This window comes from Bradyrhizobium sp. 215_C5_N1_1 (assembly GCF_052075935.1).
Lineage (GTDB): Bacteria > Pseudomonadota > Alphaproteobacteria > Rhizobiales > Xanthobacteraceae > Bradyrhizobium > Bradyrhizobium barranii.
Window position 1 is genome coordinate 8,374,614 of sequence record NZ_CP197228.1, and the last position, 20,846, is coordinate 8,395,459.

Sequence of the window (20,846 nt, forward strand, 5' to 3'; positions counted from 1 at the left end):
AGAACTTTTTACCGGCAACGGCCTGGGGTGCCAGTACCTGCGCCGCGTCAATACCGTGCGAGGGGGTAAAGACTAGGGCCGTTCAAAGAACCGTTTTGTTGCCATTCGAAAAAGTAGCTGTCCCGGTGTTGCACCGCCGCCTCCGCCGGCTGGTGCGGGCCGATACCAACCGTTTTGGCCTTGCCATCGGGCACCCCTTGGGTCCATCCTATCTTGCTTTTCTCCTTTGGAAATTACTCAACCGACACGATCGAACCGACGATCAGCATCCCAGCCGCCAGATCGGTCCAACCGAACGTGCAATATAGATTGTGGTTGTTGCCGCGCTCGCACGCTTTCCTACCTGTCCGGATGTGTTTGTTCGCACCACTTGGGAGTACGTGTTGTTTCCGGCAAACCCCACAATGCCGCTCCAAGGCCCGGTGACAGCCGGAAGCGTATCGGTGGATCGGGTCAACCCTCTTTCCAACAAGCCATAGCGGAGGGCATCAACCATCCGCCCCCTAACGGAAAAGCGAAAACTTCTTAATAAGCGAACGAATCGCCCAGAGGCGCGGTTACCCACGACTTCCATGGAAGTGGGACTTGCACGGGGCGGTTGTGGTGAGGAAGTCGAAGATCGCCTCGCGATAATCGTTGAATTGCTACGTCCTCTCGGGAAGAGAGCCTCTCGGTCACCTCGGTCGAAACCCCTCCTGACGATCATGTCGATTGCCGCGCAGCGACCGAGGAGAGTAAGATCTCTCTAGATCGCGATACGGGGCAGTCAACAACAACTGGAACAGGGCTCTAGCGGCAAGGTATTGCGCCGTGTTGCGGCTGCGTTCCCTTCCAACCACCAGAAGATTTCCGCATCTATCTGAGACACACCACCGCCATGCGCGGCCCCGTTTTCTGATGGAGAGTTCGTATAGAGCAAAATTGCCAGACGTCATGGCACGACCAACCTCAAACAGGAAAGTGACAATGACAATTTTGACAGACAACAGCGGTCTGCGGGCTGGGTTCCAAGCAGAATTCAAACCACTCAAGCTGCTCTATCTGGCGCTCATCGTCTCCCGTGACTATGTCCAGAAAGCGCGCCGCCCATTCGTCCTTAGCGAGCAAATCCTTCTACTCTCAATTCATCACTTTAACTTCTGCGAACAGCACAATGGCGTCCCCTGAAAACAAGATCGCGCTCTTCATCGATGGGGCCAATCTCTACGCGACGGCGAAAACTCTGGGCTTCGACATCGACTACAAGCGCCTGCTGAAGGAGTTTCAGAGCCGCGGGACGCTGTTGCGGGCGTTCTACTACACCGCGATCATCGAGGATCAGGAGTACTCCTCGATCCGCCCGCTGATCGACTGGCTCGACTACAACGGCTACACGGTCGTCACCAAGGCGACCAAGGAGTTCATCGACGCCTCCGGCCGCCGCAAGGTCAAGGGCAACATGGACATCGAGCTCGCCGTGGACGCCATGGAGCTCGCCGAGCACATCGACCAAATGGTGCTGTTCTCGGGTGACGGCGATTTCCGCCCCCTGGTCGAAGCCGTCCAGCGCCGCGGCGTCCGGGTCACCGTGATCTCCACCATCGCGAGCCAGCCGCCGATGATCGCCGACGAGCTGCGCCGCCAGGCCGACGTCTTCACCGACCTCGTCGAGCTGCAATCCAAGCTCGGCCGCGACCCGTCCGAGCGCCCCGCCCCACGTGATCGCGGCGAGGGCCGCGGTTATCCGCCAAAGTTCCTGCAAGAACCGAAGGGGAATGCCCCTCACGATTGAACCCTGTTTGCCTTGTGGGCCCGTTGGCCCAAGGTTTTGCTGCATTGCGCCCAAAAGACACGCCGCGCGATCGGCTTGTTTGGGTCGACGCCACCCGAGGCAGGTATAGCGTGCGGCTGGCCCTAGCGTTTGAGAAAAGCACGGAGGTAATGATACCAAGCGGCTGCATTCCGCTTAGCGAACGCATAACCCGCGAGAGCTAGCGGGTACAGGTGCCTCGCCCAAGAGATCGTGACGCTCCAGGTTGCAATGGCAAAAAAAATGGTCGTCCTGCGCATCATTTGTCATGGTGCACCCGATTCTGTTCACATGCTCGATAGAAACCATGAAATGACCTCTGATACCTGAGCGCGGACATAGTTGACGGTTATCTTCTCCCTCAAGCTCGAGGTACGTGGCAGGTGCTAATTTGACCGACCTCGTGACAATTAAAGTATCCGCATTCCGCGGCGAACAACAGGCGGCGTTCTAAGCTCTCCTGACTGCAGATGGGAGTGATGCAAACCTTGATCCGTTACGTAACATCGATGGTTCGGAGCGGCATTTCTTGGCGCGCTGGTCGTCTGACGAATTGGCCAGAATTGAAATGGCTAGCGCCGGCCTCCGGGAATGCTGACCTGGGAAACAACCGACGGCTCGTATCCAGCGGTGGCAGCGGCGTCCCGCTTTCGAGACTAGACGCTCATAGTTGCATAATCCAATATGGTTTCTTTGATGTCGTTTCCGTGGGGGAGCCATGTCGATCGCGGAATGGTTCGTTTGGCAAGACGGAAATCAAGTCGGACCAATAACAATTGAAGAGTTGAGGTCGATGCGCGCCACGGGAAAACTTCGACCGACCGGATACGTGTGGAAACAAGGACTCGGGACTTGGAGACGTCTCTCCGATCTTTTTCCCACCGCACCGGCGCAGCCTCTAGCGGCACTCCCCCCTAATCCTCAACCGGCTTCGACTACATACTTTGATCAAAACCTCACCATCAGTAATGGCGAAGCTCAGCTGGACGGCCAGGAATTTCTCCTAAGCATGATACGCGACATTTCGGTAAAGACGGAGACGCCCGTGGGCGGGCTGACGTGCTTAGCGTTCGGCGCAGTGCTCCTAATACCTGCATTGATTCACATTCGGGAGCCACGAGATGGGCCGTTCTATATTGCTATATTCACAGTCGTCGGAATGATCTTTGCTCTGTACAATGTCATCGATGTTTCATCAAATTCATACTTGAAGGTCGTACTACGGAACGGCGCAAGTGTTGTTTTTCATGCCCGCGATAAGAGCTACCTGAACAAATTGGCCGACAGACTCCGAGTTGCTCTCGAGGCCGCACAGCAGATCTCTAGAGATAGCGAACGGCAGTCACAAGGAAGCGTATAATTCAGCATCCGAGCCAGGGCGTCATTCTTTGTACTCCCCACGGCCCGCGAAGGTTCACTACCATTTCGGTCGAGAACGGGCAGGCGCGTGCCCCGCTTCTAAGCTAGGTAATTCTCACTTGGTAGCCGGCGGACCTCATTCTCGATAACCGCTGATTTCGAGTGTGCTCGACGACGCTCTTTTGGCTCACTCTCACGCATATGCCGGCAAATGCGAAGCTTTGGGCTCCATGCGTCGCTGAACCCGTTGTGGACGGCAAGTCTTAGGGCTTTCAAGCCAAACTTCGATTAACGTGAGAGGCTCTCAGCGGGGGCCAGATGGGCGATCACCTTGGTGCGGCTGTCGCCTTTTCCGCAGTCGCCAATCAGAAGCAGACAAGAGACCGCCCCGTCTAGTTTGCTGACGCGCACGCTCACCACTCAGAGTGCTTGCCAACAGCTGTTGGGGGATGGGAGGCGGCGTGATGCAAGCACACCTCAGGTGAATAAAAACCACGGCCAATCCGCACGACTTCAGTCTAAGGCGGAGTCATTGTTGCGCCGCAATCAGAGATTAGTTGATATGAGGTTAATTTTGCAGCAAAACCGCTAGCGGCGTGCTTTTCGTGCCGTTTTTTGAGTGTGTTTTTTATGTCAAATAGTAATGGTAAATTGGCCTCGGATCGGACAGTTCCCTCTCTTGATCAAATTGGCTTTGCAACCAGGGAGTTTCGACTCCGATTTCCCCCAGCGGCAGCAGGGTGCTTTTGCGCCGCAGTCGATTTTTTAGTCATTACGGCGTCGAGCATTCTAGGCTGCTCAATTTATCAAGCGTTCTCAAGCCGCGCTGTCAATAATTTCGATGCCTTTGCGTTGTCGGGAAGCATTGCGGCGATCCTTTATTTGTGGATGGCGCACGCGGCTGGATTCTACCAACTCGGCTCAATCGTTTCGTCGCGCCCCGCTTATCGAAGAATCATCAATCGTTGGCTTATCGTCGGGCTTCTGCTCACCTTTCTGGCGTTCCTGCTCAAGGTTGGCGCGATCTTTTCGCGGGGGTCGATTATCAGCTTCGTCGCTTTGTCGGCGACGCTGTTAATGGGTGCGCGCTGGGCTGTCACGCGCGTCGTTAGGGGGGCCGTGACCGGAGGTCTGCTAGCTGGTCGTCGAGCTGTCCTCGTTGGATCACGGGATGAGTTGGCGACTTTGGACGGCGATCAGCTCTTGAGGGATTTCGGCTTAACCGAGATCGACCGCTTAACTCTCCCAAGCCACAGCCTCTCGATGATGCAGCTGAGCTTCAGTGAGATGAGCGTGCTCAATCAGGCTATGGAGAGCGCGAGGCAGAAAGGAGCGGAAAGGATTGTACTGGCAATTGCCTGGAATGAGTCGCGGAGGCTTGAACTCGTACGCGACCGCATGCGGGCCTCCCCGCTTCCCGTTCAATTGATCCCGGACCGGGTTGTTCGAGACATCACACGGGACCTGACCCTAGCCGCGAAGCCCTACTCCGCGATTGAAATCAAACGCGGGCCCCTCCGCCACTTCGAGCAGTTCTTGAAACGCGCATTGGACATCGTCGGTGCCGTGGCGCTGCTCGTGTTGCTATGGCCGCCTATGCTCTTAGCTGCGATTGCAATCAAATTGGATTCGGCAGGACCGGTTCTGTTCCGACAGCGGAGAAACGGATTTAACACGAAGCAATTCAGGATACTGAAGTTCCGCACCATGACCGTGGTCGAAGACAGCGACAAGGTTGTCCAGGCGACGCGATTCGATCGGAGAGTAACGCGGGTAGGTCGCCACTTGCGCCAGTCGAGCGTCGACGAGCTTCCGCAACTCTTTAACGTTCTGAAGGGTGAAATGTCGCTGGTCGGACCACGACCGCATGCTCTTGTGCATGATATCCAGTATGGCGAAATACTGTCAGACTACGCATTTCGCCACCACGTCAAGCCCGGCATCACCGGTTGGGCTCAGGTGAATGGATTTCGGGGCGAGACGCCTCGAATCGAACAAATGCAGCGCCGAGTGGAACTCGATCTCTGGTACATCAACAACTGGAACCTGTTGTTGGACCTGAAGATTCTGTTCAAGACAGCCTTTGAGGTTGCGGGCGCGCGAAACGCCTATTGAGCATCGCGACGTGTCAGGGCCCGCCAATCAGTGAATTTCTCGAGACGCGCGCCAGGATGATTAGTTATCAGGAAGCGCACATTGCGTGGGCAATGGAGAGCGCATTGGCGGCGCTTCCGAGGCCGGAAGTAGAGATGATACTCGTAGATAGCCCTTCGGTAGACCGAACGCTTGAGTGCGCAGTACACCTTAGCTAAGCAAGGATTCTAGTTTCAGGAGCTCGGATTTGTCAGCGTTCGATCTCGGATTGCATCCAAATTCAAAAGAATGACCGCGCGATGTGCCCCCTATTTAATAGACGTTCGATCATCCTGGGGGCAGCGACTAGCCCCCTGCTTGCACGCCCCGGTCGAGTAGTCGCCGAGGTGTCTTCCGGAGGCTTACCACCGGCCCAGCTCGGTGAAATCACGCTGACCGATCTAAGAGGGGCAAGCAAGCAGGAATACAGTTCGGGTCACTTTTTGGCCTTTCAGGCAGTGAACGACGCGTCGGCTGATCGACTTCAGACAATCACGCTTCTTCCCGAAAGCTTTCCCAAAGGCACGATTCTGCGATGGAAATGGCCTGACAATGCGAACGACAGCGTAAAGAGCTGGAACGCCATCGATTACGGAAACTACCTCAATACGATTACACCCGCCCAAGTCCCACCGAGCAGGATAAAAGCGATATCGGCACTAATTCACGAAGCCGATATCGGCTACTCGGCACCTTCGGACAGCGCGAACGTGGCGTTGGACCTCTTTCTTTACACATCCGGCTCATCGACCGAAGCGACGATGGCGTGCGAAATCCAAGTATTCCTCCACGCCACGCCATCGGCACGGCGTTTCATGGCGACTTTGGAATCATTGGGACTCTATGAGTCCGCCGCCATCGGAAGCAGTCCATCCGTCAGGTGGGCAGTCACACGTCAGCAATCGAATTTCTTCAAAACTCCCTACTACCTGTTTTGTCCGAGCGACGGATCGGATCAACTGGCCTCAACTTTCGATGTGAAGGCTCTTCTCAACTGGCTCAGGTCGGTGAATCAGACAACAGGGAAGATCTATCTGACGGGCGAAGAGTATTTCAATGGATTGGCTACGGGTGTCGAGCCGGTAAGAAAATCAGGTTCCGCGCTCTTTCATTCGATCGAGGTGACGTATACGAGATGAGGCGCCCCGCGCGCTACGGAATAGCTTGCACCACACGCAAGCGGCGGTAACGCTCTTGGATTGCTCTATAAGTCTCAACTACTGTCTCGCGGTTTACGAGAGCCACGACGCCGACGAGGATGATCCAACATGGGTTGGAGCGATCGACGATCGAATCTTCGAGAAAGTCACGAAAAACGATAAAGAACAACAACGCAGTCAGAACAAATCGGTCTCTTCCCAGGCGTTCGGCTGAAAAAAGTTCCTTCGCTGGCATTATTACCGCAGCGATTAATGTCAAAACAAGGCCTGCGGCGCCGACTTGGATCGCGATGTTGAGATAGCCATTGTGGGTGTGGTCAATCTGCTCAGCGACCCAACCGTCGGCGTATTGAAAAACCGGACTGGCTTTGCCGATCGCCCAAAACGAACCGTAGCCAGCCCCTAGAAACGGGTGATCAACAAAATAGGATGAGGCGATGGCCCATATTTGAGGCCGGCCGGTAAAGGCGCCAGGATCGTCAAGTTTACTCAGCAGTTCGGATATCTCACGGTTGTAGAAATTCAGAAATCCGAGCACGCAGACGATGGCCAAAGAGCAGACAACAAGCCGAAGCCGGCGGTATGGCCACGTCATCGCGGCGAGAACACCGAATGCAATCGCCACGAAGAGCAGGCCAAGAGAGGTCTTTGATCCCGTTCCGATCAGGAAGCAGACCGAGAGCAATGCAAGCAGCGGGCAGACCAGGAACGATCGATCTCGCATGGCTCTGTCGATGAACACAATGGTCGCGATCGCGGTAAACGCGCCGGTCTCGTTCTTGTGAATGTGAGCCCCTCGCCAGTCTCCGATCAATCCAACATCTGGCCCTGCCGCTGTGTGAACGCCATTGGGTGACACCAGCAATGCGACCCAGTCCAGGAATAGTATGGCTACCGAAATCATGAAGAGCGCATTCAGAAACTCTGCGGCAGTCATGCGCCGAACAACGAGCGAAATGGCTACAGTAACCATTACGAGCAGCAGGACGCGTCTCACCGCGATCATCGGGTCAACGGCCCAGACGACGCTTACCAAGCACCACAACAAAACCATGGCGAGCCATGCCGGCACGCTGCCAAGGCTCTCCACTCCCTCCTCGTACCACACCCTCCACACGACGAGGGCAAAAAGAGCCGCGAAAGTGCATTGCTTGGCGAGGTCACCGCCCCCCGCTTCAAGGCTGGCAAGTTGAATATCGCCTTCGCCGAAAATGAAGACCGGAGTAAAGCCGACCCAGGCCACAAACAATGCGGCGCAGACAATCCATTGTCCCCAAAAAGACGGAGCGACTTCGAATTTACGAGCGGCTGACAAGCTCAAGACACCTTGTCTCGCACGCGATCCAGCGACGTCAGGCTAAATTCCTCTGACGATTCGAGGTTGAAGACCTGGTTGCGGTCAGACTTATTACCCGAGAGCTTGAGGCCCTTCCTTCCAAACAGCAGGATGCCCGCAAAGCCGAGCAAGAGCGAGGCGATTGCAGCCGACCCGATGGCCAGAGTGTACTTTGGAAATATCGGACGAAGCGGGACCGTCGCTAGTTGCAAAACTTTCAGCGGCGAAATTTTCGCCGCTGAGAGTTCGGCATTGATTTGCTCTTCGACCATTCGGCGCGAATATAGGTCCGAGTTCGCCACCGCTTGATCGAGCGCGCGCCTCCTCACCAGAAACTCCCGTTCATTATCCGATAGTTTGTTCAATTGTTCCGTCATCGCCACGGCTTCCGCCGCCTGTTGCTTCTCGAGGGTTACTGCGCCTACGAGTTCCGAGTTTATCTTGAATAGATTGACCATCGACTGCTGGTAGACCTGGATCATCAAAAGCGGCGGATTATCGCTGACGTCGGAACCGGAACGAGGAGCACTCAATTGGCTCGATGCCGGCGGCTGCGCTGGCCCAACCTGCGGGCGGTCCGGTTTGAAGCTATCGACCAGCGATGAGAGGTAGGGAGAACGCGTGACGGGAGCGAGCTTTCGAAGTTGATCGAGCATGTCTTTCAGCTCGCCGTTTTTCTGTGCGATTAATCCGCGCGTGCTAGCCATCGAATTCAACAAGTCGCTTTGACGCTGCAGCAGCAACTTGCGCTGCTCATCGGCCGAATAGGTCTGTGTCCGTTCCGCGAATTCATTCACAGACATCGCAGCCTCCTTCAGCTGATCGTCGAAGCGTTGCTTCTGTCGCGTGAAGAATTCCGAAGCGCTATGGCTGCTGTATAATTCCAGATAACGATCGATCAGCGAGCGCGCAATCGCGTTTGCGAAAGCCGCGGCCACGAGCGGGCGTCTATCCCGGAACGAGATTCGCAGCACATCGCTGTTGGGCTCAGCTTGGATGGACAAGCCATTCCGAAGTTGGAACGAAGCAGCATCGAGCTTATCGAGGCTTGCCGGCGGTAACGTGTCACCTGCGAAGAAATGTTGCCTCAGGCGAGTGAAAATTGAGTCCGGCATCGTCGGCGTGTGATCGAAAAGCGTGTCCATTCCGACCGATTCAATCGCGGAATGGATGACCTCGTCACTCTCAGCTATCCGAACGAGAGACGCGCCCTTTGTGGGAACCTTCTGGGGCGTCCCGCTTGCATCTTGTGTGCTGCTTTGACTGGCAAAGACGAGCGCTAATCCTTCGTACTTTGGTTGTAGGGCAAAAATTGCCGACAAAAGACCAGCAAAAGCAATTGCCGATAGGGCAATAAACAGAACGAAATTGCGCCAAACGAGGCTGAACAGGCCAGATGTGCGCTGTCCGATCATCCTGTCAAACTGACCTATATCCATGCTGCAACCTTTGCCGAATTTGTCGGGAACTTGCCCCGCGTCGTTACGACGTTTACGAAATTGATCGCTCGATAAGCTTTGAGTTAGAGTGAGGAAATCCCAGGAATCGCCTCTCACTTGCGGGTTGGAGTTTAGCCCGGATTTCTCAATTCATCATGCCCATGCATTTACCATGCCCCAACCGGAGGAGCCACAACGGTCTCTGCAAATGGTAAGCGCCCTCCGGTTAGGCTAACAGTCGGGCACGCTTCGGCAAATCTCGCGGGCGCTCCGCAAAATGACGGAGTTTTTCGCCCAAAGGGCGCTCGATCGAAAGATGCACCAGATATCCCGTCAAGTTGCACAGTAAGATAGAGGCGATTAAGAACGCCATCGGATGTTGCATCGAACGCGGCAGCAGGCCCCAGACGGTCGCGAAAACCATCAGGACGAGTGGATGAATGAGGTAGGTGCTGTAAGACGCATCGCCGGCGGTCTCAAGTACCTGTTCGACCCTGCCAGGCGCGGCTGTGACAGCGTTGGTGCAAATATAGACAGTACACACCGCCATCGCGGCAAAAAGAATCTGCCAGGACATCGGCAATGGGAAGGCTCCACCGAGCGCTATGAACGCGCCTCCGCAGGCGACTATAAGAATTAGAGAGCAAGCGATGGGATGAGGCACTGCACGCCGCCGAAGCGCGCTCTGCTCCAGCAGCCCGATGACCATTCCCAGAGCAAACAGCAGAATGATGGGATCGCTCCAGAACTGAACAGGAGTGACCGGGTCCGAATAGGGGAACGGCGGCCAGAAGATCACATGGCAAACCACCAAGGCGACGAAGACGACGAATATCCAGGCGAGGCCTAAGCCTCTTCTGAGTGTCAACGAGAGAGCGAATATCGCGTAGAACATCATCTCATAGTTGAGAGTCCATCCCTGTCCTACCATCGGCCTCATGCCCGACGCCCCCGGCGATAGATATGGAACGAAGAGCAGACTCTTAACGAGCTCTACGGGGTTGAAAGCATTCGTCCGCACCACGGAAACAACCAGAAAGACCGAGGTCGCCAGCCAGTATAGCGGTACGACCCTCAGGACGCGTCGAACAGCAAACCGCCTCGCCTGCTGGATGTCGCCGAATGTATCGTACGAGCTACGGACCATAATGAGCCCGCTGATCACGAAGAAAACAGCAACCCCGACCCAGCCTAGCATCCAGGCAAGCGCGTAGTTGTGCTCTCCGAGAAGTTGCCTGCGTATGGGATACTCCAAGGCATGATCGGCGACGACGAGCGAAGCCGCGATCGCACGGAGCGCCTGCAGGTGATGAATTTTGCCGGTTACACGCATGTCATTCTGCTTCGTGCCGTCTTGGTCCAGCGCTGGCCGATGCATTGGGCCGCGGGACCGAGACCCGAGCCGATACGTCACCTGAAGCCTGCAGCTAGCTGAGCGCCTTCAGGCTTTCCGCGACGAATGAGTTGGGTCAGAGGCCGCTCGATCAAGAAGTGCGCCAACACACCGGCAACGACCGCGGCCGGAAATATGAACCAGAAAACAAGATTGGGCGACGATTGTCCGATCTGAAAACGAAAGAATATCTGACAAAGAATCGATATGGCCGCCGAATGAACAAGGTAGATTGCATAGGATGCCTCGCCAAGCACCAATAGGGGCCAGCTCGGAACAAAGCCATGCCTTCGCTCGGCCAGCGCGAAGCCGAGCAGGATTAGAAAAAACGGAACTCCGAGCGCCATCAAATCCTTGGGCAACCCCTGCTGAGCCTCGATGGATTCGTATGCCGCTCGCGGGGCCAGTGCGACAAGCAGGAAGATTCCCAGTGTGCCGATCGGCAAACCCAACCAATCCGGAAGCTGCCTGTAAGCAAGATAGGCCAGCATCCCGAAGAAGAAGTTGATGTTCCACATGCTCATCCAGCCCATATCTAGGCTGTGCAGCAAGAAAGACGATATCATGATCGCGACGAACCAGCAGGCGAGTACGACGGCACCGGCCGCCCTGTTCAAGATCGCAATTGCAAAAATGCAGTAGAACAAGACTTCAAACAGGAGGGTCCAGGCGACCTTCAGCGGCAGCGATGGCTCATTTACCCATCGCAGAAGTGTGTAGGACGAGAGAAGGTCGCCCCAAGTGATGCCGAAGTTGATCTTTCCCACGCCAGCGACAGCTGCGGCAATAAACAAGGTCAGAAACGCCCAATAGGCTGGATAGACGCGCGAGAACCGCCGCCACAGATACGTCGTCAGTTGACGCGGCTTGCCGATGTCGCTTGCGTGAGCGAGAAAGATGATAAACCCGCTCAGCACGAAAAAGAAATTCACGCCAAACCATCCGCGGCTCGCGACCGCCTCGATCCATCCGAACGGGTGCAATCCGCCATATTCAGCATGGGCCATGATAAGACCTACGTGAAACGCCACCACGCTCACGGAAGCTAACCCGCGCATGACCTGGACGGATTGGATCGAATTGCCGGACTTCACCCTGCCTTCTGACATTACATTCTCACGCGGCTTCGGATTTGCCCGGCTCTATGCCACGGCCTTGTCCGCGGGAGTTAGAATTAGCATGATCAGGGTTACTGCTTGCGATCTCTGATGAGCCGCTGACCTTAGCCCGTAGGTTTAATCGGCTAACCCAAGCAACTTGAACTATCTTTGTAGAGAAGATCACGCCGCCGACGATGTAGCGGCGCCACAACCTCCTTGGCTCCAAAAGCAGCCTGAAGAGCCATTCCATGCGAAAGCGTCTGAGGCCTTCAGGCGCGCGTGGAAACCTATCGGCGAGGAAATCAAGTATCGCTCCGCCGTTCAATATCAAACACGGATGCCGATCGAGGTGCTTGACGAGTTCCACGGCGACGAATTCCTGCTTTGGCATTCCCATGCCGAGCAAGATGATATCCGGAGCCGCGCACGCAACCTCCTCGACATAGGCGCCGACATCCTTGAAGCCATCGATGCGAAGCACGACGTTTGCGCCAAACTCCTCGATTCGCGCGCAAGCCGCTGAAAGCCAAGGCTCTCTGGTTCCTATGACGGCAACTCGCGCTCCCGGCCGAGACTGAAGAACCGCAGGAATTAGATCAGTGCCATTGGTATTAACACCCGCCTTCAGTGCGGCCGCCTGCATGATCAATTCGGTACCGATGCCATCTCGCAGCACGATCTCCGAAGCCATCAACGCGCTATAAAACGCGGGATTACGGCAGGACAAGTTGAAAGCGTGCGCATTCAAGAATGAAACAATTGCCGGGCTGGCTCTGACTGAATTCAGACAATCTATACAATCTTTGCCGTTGCCGAATACGCGAACTTTTTCCAGCAAGCTGATTGAATGCAAATTTTCACCATCACAAAAGAGAAAAGTAATAAATCTTTAAAGTTTCTGATAACAATCGGCGATTCGTACGTCAATCGCCCGCGGAGGGCAAAAATGCGGCACTTTAAAGATATTTTTAGGCACATGACATGAGTTTTCCGCACCAGAAGCTTGCATTTAGTAGGCCGAACCAACCCGCGGCTGAGGCGCTGCCGCGATGAGAATTCTCGTCATTGGTGGCACGTGCGATCACTTGGGAGGCGTCGAGGCGTTTTGCGATCGAGCCAAAATCTCGATGGAGCGAATTTGCCCCGAACTCCGGATCGAACGTCTGTGGACCAGCACGGCATATTTGTCATTGCGGCGGCTTCCTGCATTTGTGCTCGGCGTGTTGCGCCTCATCACCTCCCGCGCTCGGGGCAATGCTGTGGCCTGGATCCAGTATGTGAATCTCCCCGATCTGATCTACATTCTCGTTGCCAAGGCACTGGGCTACGAAACCGTCGTGACCCCGCATTTGGGCTTGAATTGGAAGTCACAGCGCAATTCGACCTTGCGGACGATATCTCGGCTAATTCTGTCAAGAGCCGATCGGATTGCGTTGCTATCGCGAACCCAGGAAAGCGAAATAGCTCTCCCATCGAACGTCCAACGGTCGCTCATCCGAACCTTCTTACCGCCGGAGGTCCTTGAGCCGATCTCTGCGCCAGCCAACACCGACAACTTAGAGCTTCCGTCGGGTGAACTGCGGCTCATACATGCGAGCAGGCTTTCCGTTGCGAAGGGCACTTTTTTGATGATCGATGTTTGTGCGCGTCTTCGAGAGGCTGGCGTGACTTTTTCGGCGCAGATCGTCGGCAGTGCAGACGAGGAAACGCGCGTTTCGCTGCGAAAAAGTATTGAGGAGAAGAGCCTCTCCGAGCATGTCAGCCTGCTTGGGTGGGCCACGCCTGAACAATTGATGGGCCAACTCCGCAACGCGGACGTGCTTGTGCACCTCTCGCAAGTGGATTCCTATCCGCTCATCGTCCTTGAGGCGTTGGCTTCGGGCACGTTACCGCTAGCGCTGGATCTGGCTGGCGCCAGATCCATGATCTCGGACTATGACGGGTTGCTTGTGAGCCGCCTACAGCCCGTGGAAGACGCCGTCGCACATCTAACCACCTGCACCTTGGCTGACATCAGATCCCGCGCAGCGGCGCACGCCGGACAAGTGAGAGCGGATTTTGCGTGGCCCTCGGCAGCAATGCTACTGCTCGAATCACTGCAACCCACACGGAGCCCAACTTAGAAGCGTGCTCGTAGGCCGAGTGGAAAGAAACTTCAGCAGACACAACCCGTTCGTGCTGATGGCGTTATTGATATTCAGCGATCATTTTCGCAGCTATTTTGGACCAATCGAGACGGGCACGGGCGGTTTCCAGCGCCCCTGCCCGTAGCCGCTCGCGCAATCCAGGGTCTCCTGAGAGGCGCCTCAATGCCCGCGCCAAAGAACCGGCGTCGTTCGGTTCGACCAGGAGCCCGTTGACGCCATCCTGAACCACATCAACAATGCCGCCAACGCGACTTGCGACGACAAACCTCCCGTTCGCGAAGGCGGCTGACAGCACGCCGCTTTGGGTCGCGCTGAGGTATGGCAACACCAAGCCGTCGCACGCGCCCATCTTGACGATAATCTCGGCAGCCGGAAGGAAGCGATTGGTCACATCGACTGAAGGCAGAGAACGGAAGCGCCCTTCGAGTCGATCCAGTTCGGGGCCAGCACCAGCGATATGCAATGTACCCTCTCCGCCCTCCCGGAGGAAAATCTCCATGGCTTCGCACAGTACCTCCAATCCCTTGTAGGCCTCCATTCGACCGAACATCAGCATCGAAAACGGACCTGTTGGGCTGGAAATTTTTTCTCCCGCAAGGATGATCCCATGCTCCGTGATATGAACCCGGTCATCGCGATGCGGTGCCGGGAGGTACTCCTCAAGGTATTGCTCGCGGCATGAGAGGCCGTGGACAAAGATATGGTGAACACTTCGTCGCGTATATCGACGAAGCGGCGCTAGTCTCCTAGCGATCGCGTGATCCCCACCCATGTGAGGGACAGGATCATGGATGGTAAGCGCGAGAACCGCAAATCGTCGCGCCAGCGTTACTACAATAGCGGCTAAGACCGCCTTCCGAAATCCGCTTGGCTCCTGCCAGTGTATCACCGTAGGCCTAAACCGAATGATGCCGATCAGGAGCGTCCACAAATCGCGAATTGAGACGAGGTTGGTTTGCTGGACCTCGACCCGGGGCGCAGCGGGACGCGATCGTCCTTCATACTCGGAAATCAGGGCAGCCTGATCGATCATCAATCGAACGTCGGATTGTTCCGACAGGGCCCTAGACAGCAAATAAGAGTATTCCGGGAAATGGGGGGCAATCATAACTATCCGTTGCATTCGGCCGCTCTCTCTAAACGACTGGCTTCTCTCAACCATTTTCGAGCAAAATAGAGGGTTGCTCCAAGATAAATGATTGCTCCAAGACACAGGCCGGCGATGGACCACAGAGGGCCGGCGAACATCACCAACATCCAAACGGCTCCGACGCTCCCGATCGACGAATAAACGCTAGCCATTGCAAGATCCTTGAATTCTCCCGCGGCCTGGAGGAGCGCGCTCTCCGGCGTTTGCAGGAGACGAAGTGCGGCGAATACGGTCCAGAGCACGGTTGCAGTTGCTACGTAATCCAAATCATAGGTCGGCGGGAACAATAGACGTGGCAACCACAGAAAGATGACGACGCTGATCAGAACGGTGGCAATCCAAATCGCCGCAAGCGCGGCACGGAACAACACAAGAGACGGTCTGACGGCGGAAAATTGTCCTCCTGCGATCAATCGTGCCATCTGTGGGCGCTCAAAATCGGTAAGTGCATTCTGAGCGACGTTAATCGGGCGCATCAACAGAGAGCTTGCGGCAATTGGTGCAAATGCAGAGGGCCCCTGCAACAAAGTGACGATGTAGACATGTGCATTTGCGGTGGCCTCGGTTGTCAACACACCCAATAATGCCCATCTGGCTTGATCTTTCCAAATCAGCCGGTACCGGGCAAATGCATCGCCCCACCCCTCGCCGACGTGCAGCGAAAAATACGCTTTCCCGATCGGCACCACCCCGATTATGGCGCCAACCAACATCGAAAAGTAGCAGGCGATCTGGGGGGGCCAGCCAAGCAGTCTGATCGTGACCGCAAGCATCGCGAGAAGACTGACGCTGTACGCCAGATCCGACGCCACCGCCCTTAGCTGCTGGCAGCGGACATAGGCGAAAGAACGCCCAAACCAGCGAATAAGCGCGACCGCGCCATAAAGGGCAAAACAAATCGACGCTGATGTGCTCAGCCCGAGCCGCTCCGCAACCACAAAGAAAACGGAGATCGAAAACGCTGCGGCAATCCAACTGATACACCTAAGAACGTTGATCCCGATGCGCTGTTCGGCGATCGAAGTTTCCAGCAAGAGTACTGGCAAAGGCGCACAAAACAACGCGCTCCAAATGCCCCAGCTGAATTGAGCTGCTACCAGCAAAAATGTAAAAACGCCGAATTCGGCAGGTGACAATACTCGCAGCATAAGCAAGGAAAGCGCGAGATGGATCGCTGCCACGCTGACGGGCCCGACGACGGCGATCGCGTAGCGCAACAGCTTTGTCGAACTCCAGGAAAAGGTGCTCATGCGTCAGTCTCGATCTGATCAAGGGCCACGAAATCTAGCTGCGCCGACGGCGGCCTGCGATGGACATCGGATCGGTGGTAACCGCTGGGGATGATGTCTTCAACTACGACTGAAAACGCAATCACTTGGGATGGGCCCCGATCGGCCTCGAATTCGTTAGAAATTAACGACCGACGACCTTGAACTACTCCTGCTTATTTCAACATGTATTGCATGTGCCAGTATTTTTCGTCCAGTTGCATCATTAATGTAAACTCGTGGTGGACGTTTGCTTGAAGAAAGCGCCACCCCAGCGTGTTTTTGCCGCGCGACCTGCCGCCTTTTATCTTTCAGCTTAAAGTGACAGAAACAGGCCTCGTCCTAAAAGTTGACCCACATCATTTGTGGGAATTTGATTCATGGACGCGCCAAGCTCGAGTTACGAGATCCATATGGTCGGTGGTCAGAAGACCATCGTCAAGAATGGCGTATATGTTGCGAACAATGCCTGGAATCCAGGCTCTCTCGTTGATGGCGTTGACTACACGATTCAGAGTACGTCCAACTTGAATAACCTGACGGAAGGGACCACGTTTCAATGGTCGTTCCCAACCGTCACCGATCTGTACTCGCCGGTCCGCGCCTATCCGGACATCATTTTTGGCGTCGCGCCTTACGGCGATACGGTTAATGCGACCGATACGACACACACTTTTCCGATGCAGTTGGGGAACATCGCAGCTCTCACCGCCGACTACAGTACGACCTATTCGGGAGATACAACCGGTTTCAATGTCTCGTTCGATATCTGGTTGACCAGTGCGCCGAATGGCGACGGATCAACCGTCACAAACGAGATCATGATATGGACCCATGGCAATGGCTTCCAACCCTGGGGAGATGCCATAGGCAAATACTCCAATGGGGCGTATTCGGGAACATTCTACCATACGGGCACCTATACGGCGCTCATTTTGGACAAAGATGTCCCTGCGGGTACGATCGATATCAAATCGGTGTTCGATAGCCTCAAAAGCCTCAATGTCGTTTCCGACAAGGAATGGCTCGCTTCCGTCGATTTTGGATCCGAGGTAATTTCAGGTTCTGGATCTCTAACCGTCAACAATCTTGATCTTTCGCTGACGACGACTGACGGCACCCACAAGGAGATATCAGGCAACGGCACAATGATTGTCGGAGGGAGTGCGGACGACCTTCAGCCCATAACAAATTCTTTGGGAGTCCTCACCGGTTACCACGAGACGACATCCGACGCTGCCGGCAATCAAATTGTTCGGACGTACGACAGCGAGCGAACGTTGCTCACTACTGAATCGATCAACACCGCTTCGAACGGAAATGTCTTTACTGAGACACACGACGCTAATGGCAATTTTCAGAGCCTGACCGGCGTCATTCAAAACGCCGACGGGTCAACCCTAACGGCGCACTACAGTGGGTCGCACGCGTTGACAGGATGGGAGATATCTAAAACCGGCAGCGCCGGAGACGTCACGACCGTCTACTATTCGAGCACAGGCAGCGTCACTGGAAGCTCTATCGAGACCACAGCCGCCGACGGCACAAAAACGGTTGTTCAATACGATGCCCACGGCCAGGCAGCCGGCAACACTCCTTACCAAGCGATTACAGATCCGAATGGAACGTTCACCGGTTACAAACTTGTCTCGACCGACGACGTAGGTGATCCGCTCATCAAATTGTTCGATTTCAACAAGTCGCTCGCATTTGTCGATAGCATCAAGCATGCCCCTAACGGAGACGTATTTGTCAGCCACAGCGATGCAGCGGGTAACGCGCTCGGCGTCACCGGTCTGATACAAAAGGACGACGGCTCGGTGCTTGTGGCTCAGTATGACGCCGCTCACACCCTCCTGAACTATCACGTGGATTCCACCATGCACTCGGGAGCGGACCTTCTTCAACTGGCGCAGACGAACGCCGCCTTCCTATTGGCCGCTTGAGGATCTCGCGCTCAACGATCCGCTTCCGGTAAACCGTCGATCGAGCTCTTAAGCCTATCGAGATCTCCAGGAATTCTCAGTCAGAGGTAGCAGAGTTGCTCCTCCGTTCAAGACAAGCAATGATCGCGCGGCTCAAGTGCGTGATTTCTTGAAGTCTCGAGCGCTTCTCTGGATATCCTGCGCCGGCCGCAAGGATGGTGACCCGCGTGTGATCACAGACGATGAAGGTCGCAATTTGGGCGCAGTGGGGCAGACCGCTCGCTGCCGCGCAGTCCGCCTGTTCCAGGCGGCTTAGGCCGTTGTCGCCCCTCTCAAGCGAGCAAGCGTCTCGCGAGAGGTCTACGACATCGGTAACTCGGACGCTTCAACGCAATTCGCCTCCCCTCTACCCTGATGGTGACTCTTCAGGGTATTGGCGGTCTGCGCGCGGAAGTCGCTTCGATGGGATGACGCACTACGGAGAATCCGTTCACGTCCCTCATGAAAATTTCTCCGTTATGACCGACGGCGCCAAAACTCGCTGGTGTTATCTACTACTCGCGCTGCCCCGGGCAGGCGACGCTTCGAACCACCAGATTGCCGCCGCGTCGATGCACGGCGGGGTAGTAACTACCATCTGCACTTTCGTCGATGAAGCGATACCGTTAACCGCGTTGCATCATACTTGCCTCCCGCAGGTAGTGACAATTGGAGCTGAGCCACCGTTCGCCTTGCGGCCGAAGCGACTTATCCGATTATATCGCTCGTTCGTATTATCGAAGACGGCCTCATGGCGTTGCAGAAGCGCGGCGATCGGCACGCTTTCTAGGCAGACGACGGCTCCGCTCGACGGAAAAACGCGTTACCCAAAATAGGCAATTCAATCATTTGGTGGACGATCACTCCGACAACCGTTGCAGTCAGCACTGCGCCAGCGAGATACAACTGAACTCCGTGAGTTAGTTCGAACAGACCCACTCGCTGATACAACTGCCCGAACGCGGATATCACCAAGGAGTGGGTGATATAAATCGAATAGGACGCATCTCCCAGCAAGCATGGCAACCAGTAGAATTCAATTGGCTGAGAGACATCCAGAAGCACGATTCCAGCAACGACTGCCGTGGACGCGATTAGCGCGCCGATCAGACCAGATTCAGTCGCAGGCGACAAAGACGCGCCCAGAAGCAAGAGCGCTATACACGCGGCTCGTGGCGCGCGCCCTCCCCTTGTCACATAGAAGCCGAGCAGCACGCCGATAGCGAATTCAGCAAGATATGGCGACGTGTAAAACGCAATTGTCTTGTTCTCAGATTTCAAAACGAAACCGGCGGCAATGAGCACCACCAATGCAATCAAGAGCACGAGCAATCGAAAGCGTCTTCCCAAGAACAAACATGCGCCGAAAATGAAATAGAAAAACATTTCGTAGTTCAGTGACCAACCAGGAATAACGACTGGTTCCATCTTCCCTGTGATGGGATGACTCGAGGGAACGAACAGGAACGAACTCACGGCGTGCCAGAGATCAAATTTTCCGGACTTAACTAATGATGGCGTCAACACGAGCGCGGCAACGGCAATTGAGGTGACAAGCCAATACAGCGGAACGATACGACGCACACGCCGCCACCAGAAGCGCCAAGGGCTGACATCACTTGGCGGAGCAGTAGAGACCCACATTATGAAGCCGCTGATTACGAAGAAGACGTCAACTCCCATGGTGAGCCATTGATGATTAGGAAGTGGAGCACCTCCGCGGCTTATTTGCGCTCCGCAATGAAAGACGACAATCATCAAAGCAGCCGCGCCTCTCAAATATTGGATACCGATAAACTCCAAGCGAGATGTCGATGATTGTCCCAAATGATTAATCCTACTTATAAAGCGTGACTGAAGGACCGGCTCGAATTAATGTTCGTCTCGGCAAACCGACATTTCGCGGGCAATCGAACATCGCGACGATAAGTAGTAGAAATAAACGACGTCAACAAATCGGCCCATACAGCATCGGGTCCTCGACGCCAAGAATGGGTTGCCAAAAGCTCTCGAAATGGCGCTCGGTGGGCGAAATAGATGATGCCGAGCGGGATATTAGATGTCCAAACGCGCAAATGTTTCTCGCGTAGACTACTGGAACAGCCCGGCGGCGCAATAGGGGTTCAAGTATTTGGCTTTAGCCGTAGAGTTTAGACGCGCACAAGCTACCACAGAAAACTCTACCCCCGCCCCCGGAACACAAAACCTGCCGTGATCGCCGCGTCCATCAACCGCAGCCAAATTGACCAACCCCTTGCGCCCGCTAGAAATCGGCCTGCAAGCCCAGCGGCTGGCTCGGCGCCATGCTAGCGCATATCCTCTCGCCATAACCAATGACACCACCCTCACCGGTTGTCGCAATAACAATCCGCACGAGAAGACTTACCAAATCTACTCACCGATGTCTGTGTCGGGGCCATTGGCGTGCGCGCAGGCGAGCCGATACATGCCGATCGATGGGGATGGGCAACTGGCTTCTACGGGCTTGGGGCCGGGCACCGGCTGAAGAGGCATTGCCGCCACCTTCGAAGCCGCGCAAGGTCTTCGAGTCCGCGTGGAGGAGCTGCGGCCCACCATCCCCGACAGCGCCCTTCGCCGAACGGAGGCA

Annotated in this window: 15 protein-coding genes; 7 read left to right on the forward strand and 8 right to left on the reverse strand. The window is 55.4% G+C overall.

All coding sequences use genetic code 11. From position 1 onward, the window contains the following. Positions 1–966: 966 nt before the first annotated feature. The 5 genes from AB7G19_RS40420 to AB7G19_RS40440 all read left to right on the forward strand — a co-directional run bounded on the left by AB7G19_RS40420 (position 967) and on the right by AB7G19_RS40440 (position 6,420). Positions 967–1,167, forward strand: coding sequence for a hypothetical protein (locus tag AB7G19_RS40420; protein ID WP_439037654.1), 201 nt, complete (start codon positions 967–969; stop codon positions 1,165–1,167). After that, positions 1,154–1,771 carry a LabA-like NYN domain-containing protein gene (locus AB7G19_RS40425; protein ID WP_439037653.1) on the forward strand — a complete coding sequence of 206 codons (618 nt, stop codon included), beginning with the start codon at positions 1,154–1,156 and terminating at the stop codon, positions 1,769–1,771. Before AB7G19_RS40420 ends, AB7G19_RS40425 begins: the two co-directional genes overlap by 14 nt. A gap of 736 nt (positions 1,772–2,507) precedes the next feature. Then, complete coding sequence (locus tag AB7G19_RS40430; RefSeq protein ID WP_439037652.1) at positions 2,508–3,149, forward strand: DUF4339 domain-containing protein; 642 nt, start codon at positions 2,508–2,510, stop codon at positions 3,147–3,149. 620 nt (positions 3,150–3,769) lie between these two features. Next, the gene (locus tag AB7G19_RS40435; protein ID WP_439037754.1) at positions 3,770–5,263 is read left to right on the forward strand and encodes an undecaprenyl-phosphate glucose phosphotransferase; all 1,494 of its coding nucleotides are present in this window, start codon (positions 3,770–3,772) and stop codon (positions 5,261–5,263) included. A 365-nt stretch (positions 5,264–5,628) separates the two neighbouring features. Beyond that, positions 5,629–6,420: a hypothetical protein gene (locus AB7G19_RS40440; protein WP_439037651.1), complete on the forward strand. Its 792-nt coding sequence runs from the start codon at positions 5,629–5,631 to the stop codon at positions 6,418–6,420. Between the two features lie 13 nt (positions 6,421–6,433). On the opposite strand, the gene AB7G19_RS40445 is transcribed toward AB7G19_RS40440, so the two are convergent. From AB7G19_RS40445 to AB7G19_RS40465, 5 genes are all read right to left on the reverse strand, one after another. After that, a complete protein-coding gene (locus AB7G19_RS40445; protein ID WP_439037650.1) occupies positions 6,434–7,762 on the reverse strand; it encodes an O-antigen ligase family protein in 1,329 nt (442 codons plus the stop codon). Further along, positions 7,759–9,333, reverse strand: a complete 1,575-nt coding sequence (locus tag AB7G19_RS40450; RefSeq protein WP_441268798.1) for a hypothetical protein — start codon at positions 9,331–9,333, stop codon at positions 7,759–7,761. Before AB7G19_RS40450 ends, AB7G19_RS40445 begins: the two co-directional genes overlap by 4 nt. A 109-nt stretch (positions 9,334–9,442) precedes the next feature. Then, on the reverse strand, positions 9,443–10,549 hold the full coding sequence (locus tag AB7G19_RS40455) for an acyltransferase family protein (RefSeq protein WP_439037648.1): 1,107 nt from the start codon (positions 10,547–10,549) through the stop codon (positions 9,443–9,445). Between the two features lie 77 nt (positions 10,550–10,626). Further along, on the reverse strand, positions 10,627–11,718 hold the full coding sequence (locus AB7G19_RS40460; protein WP_439037647.1) for an acyltransferase family protein: 1,092 nt from the start codon (positions 11,716–11,718) through the stop codon (positions 10,627–10,629). Between the two features lie 7 nt (positions 11,719–11,725). Continuing rightward, positions 11,726–12,562 (reverse strand): WecB/TagA/CpsF family glycosyltransferase, encoded by an 837-nt coding sequence (locus AB7G19_RS40465; protein ID WP_439037646.1) that lies wholly within the window; start codon positions 12,560–12,562, stop codon positions 11,726–11,728. 196 nt (positions 12,563–12,758) lie between these two features. On the opposite strand from AB7G19_RS40465, the gene AB7G19_RS40470 reads away from it, so the two are divergent. Further along, positions 12,759–13,832, forward strand: a complete 1,074-nt coding sequence (locus AB7G19_RS40470; RefSeq protein WP_439037645.1) for a glycosyltransferase family 4 protein — start codon at positions 12,759–12,761, stop codon at positions 13,830–13,832. A 64-nt stretch (positions 13,833–13,896) separates the two neighbouring features. Here the strand turns inward: AB7G19_RS40470 and AB7G19_RS40475 are convergent, their stop codons facing one another. Both AB7G19_RS40475 and AB7G19_RS40480 read right to left on the reverse strand, forming a co-directional pair. Then, positions 13,897–14,889 (reverse strand): glycosyltransferase family 4 protein, encoded by a 993-nt coding sequence (locus AB7G19_RS40475; RefSeq protein WP_439037644.1) that lies wholly within the window; start codon positions 14,887–14,889, stop codon positions 13,897–13,899. Between the two features lie 77 nt (positions 14,890–14,966). Continuing rightward, positions 14,967–16,256: a hypothetical protein gene (locus AB7G19_RS40480; protein WP_439037643.1), complete on the reverse strand. Its 1,290-nt coding sequence runs from the start codon at positions 16,254–16,256 to the stop codon at positions 14,967–14,969. Positions 16,257–16,654: 398 nt separating this feature from the next. On the opposite strand from AB7G19_RS40480, the gene AB7G19_RS40485 reads away from it, so the two are divergent. Then, the gene (locus AB7G19_RS40485) at positions 16,655–18,220 is read left to right on the forward strand and encodes a GH12 family glycosyl hydrolase domain-containing protein (RefSeq protein WP_439037642.1); all 1,566 of its coding nucleotides are present in this window, start codon (positions 16,655–16,657) and stop codon (positions 18,218–18,220) included. An 804-nt stretch (positions 18,221–19,024) separates the two neighbouring features. Here AB7G19_RS40485 and AB7G19_RS40490 read toward each other — a convergent pair. Further along, positions 19,025–20,041 (reverse strand): acyltransferase family protein, encoded by a 1,017-nt coding sequence (locus tag AB7G19_RS40490; protein WP_439037641.1) that lies wholly within the window; start codon positions 20,039–20,041, stop codon positions 19,025–19,027. Positions 20,042–20,846: the final 805 nt, after the last annotated feature.

Coding starts and splice junctions, on each gene's coding strand:
- AB7G19_RS40485 (WP_439037642.1), top strand. CDS start 16,655: ATGGACGCGCCAAGCTCGAGTTACGAGATCCATATGGTCGGTGGTCAG.
- AB7G19_RS40455 (WP_439037648.1), bottom strand. CDS start 10,549: ATGCGTGTAACCGGCAAAATTCATCACCTGCAGGCGCTCCGTGCGATC.
- AB7G19_RS40460 (WP_439037647.1), bottom strand. CDS start 11,718: ATGTCAGAAGGCAGGGTGAAGTCCGGCAATTCGATCCAATCCGTCCAG.
- AB7G19_RS40425 (WP_439037653.1), top strand. CDS start 1,154: ATGGCGTCCCCTGAAAACAAGATCGCGCTCTTCATCGATGGGGCCAAT.
- AB7G19_RS40475 (WP_439037644.1), bottom strand. CDS start 14,889: ATGATCGATCAGGCTGCCCTGATTTCCGAGTATGAAGGACGATCGCGT.
- AB7G19_RS40470 (WP_439037645.1), top strand. CDS start 12,759: ATGAGAATTCTCGTCATTGGTGGCACGTGCGATCACTTGGGAGGCGTC.
- AB7G19_RS40430 (WP_439037652.1), top strand. CDS start 2,508: ATGTCGATCGCGGAATGGTTCGTTTGGCAAGACGGAAATCAAGTCGGA.
- AB7G19_RS40480 (WP_439037643.1), bottom strand. CDS start 16,256: ATGAGCACCTTTTCCTGGAGTTCGACAAAGCTGTTGCGCTACGCGATC.
- AB7G19_RS40420 (WP_439037654.1), top strand. CDS start 967: ATGACAATTTTGACAGACAACAGCGGTCTGCGGGCTGGGTTCCAAGCA.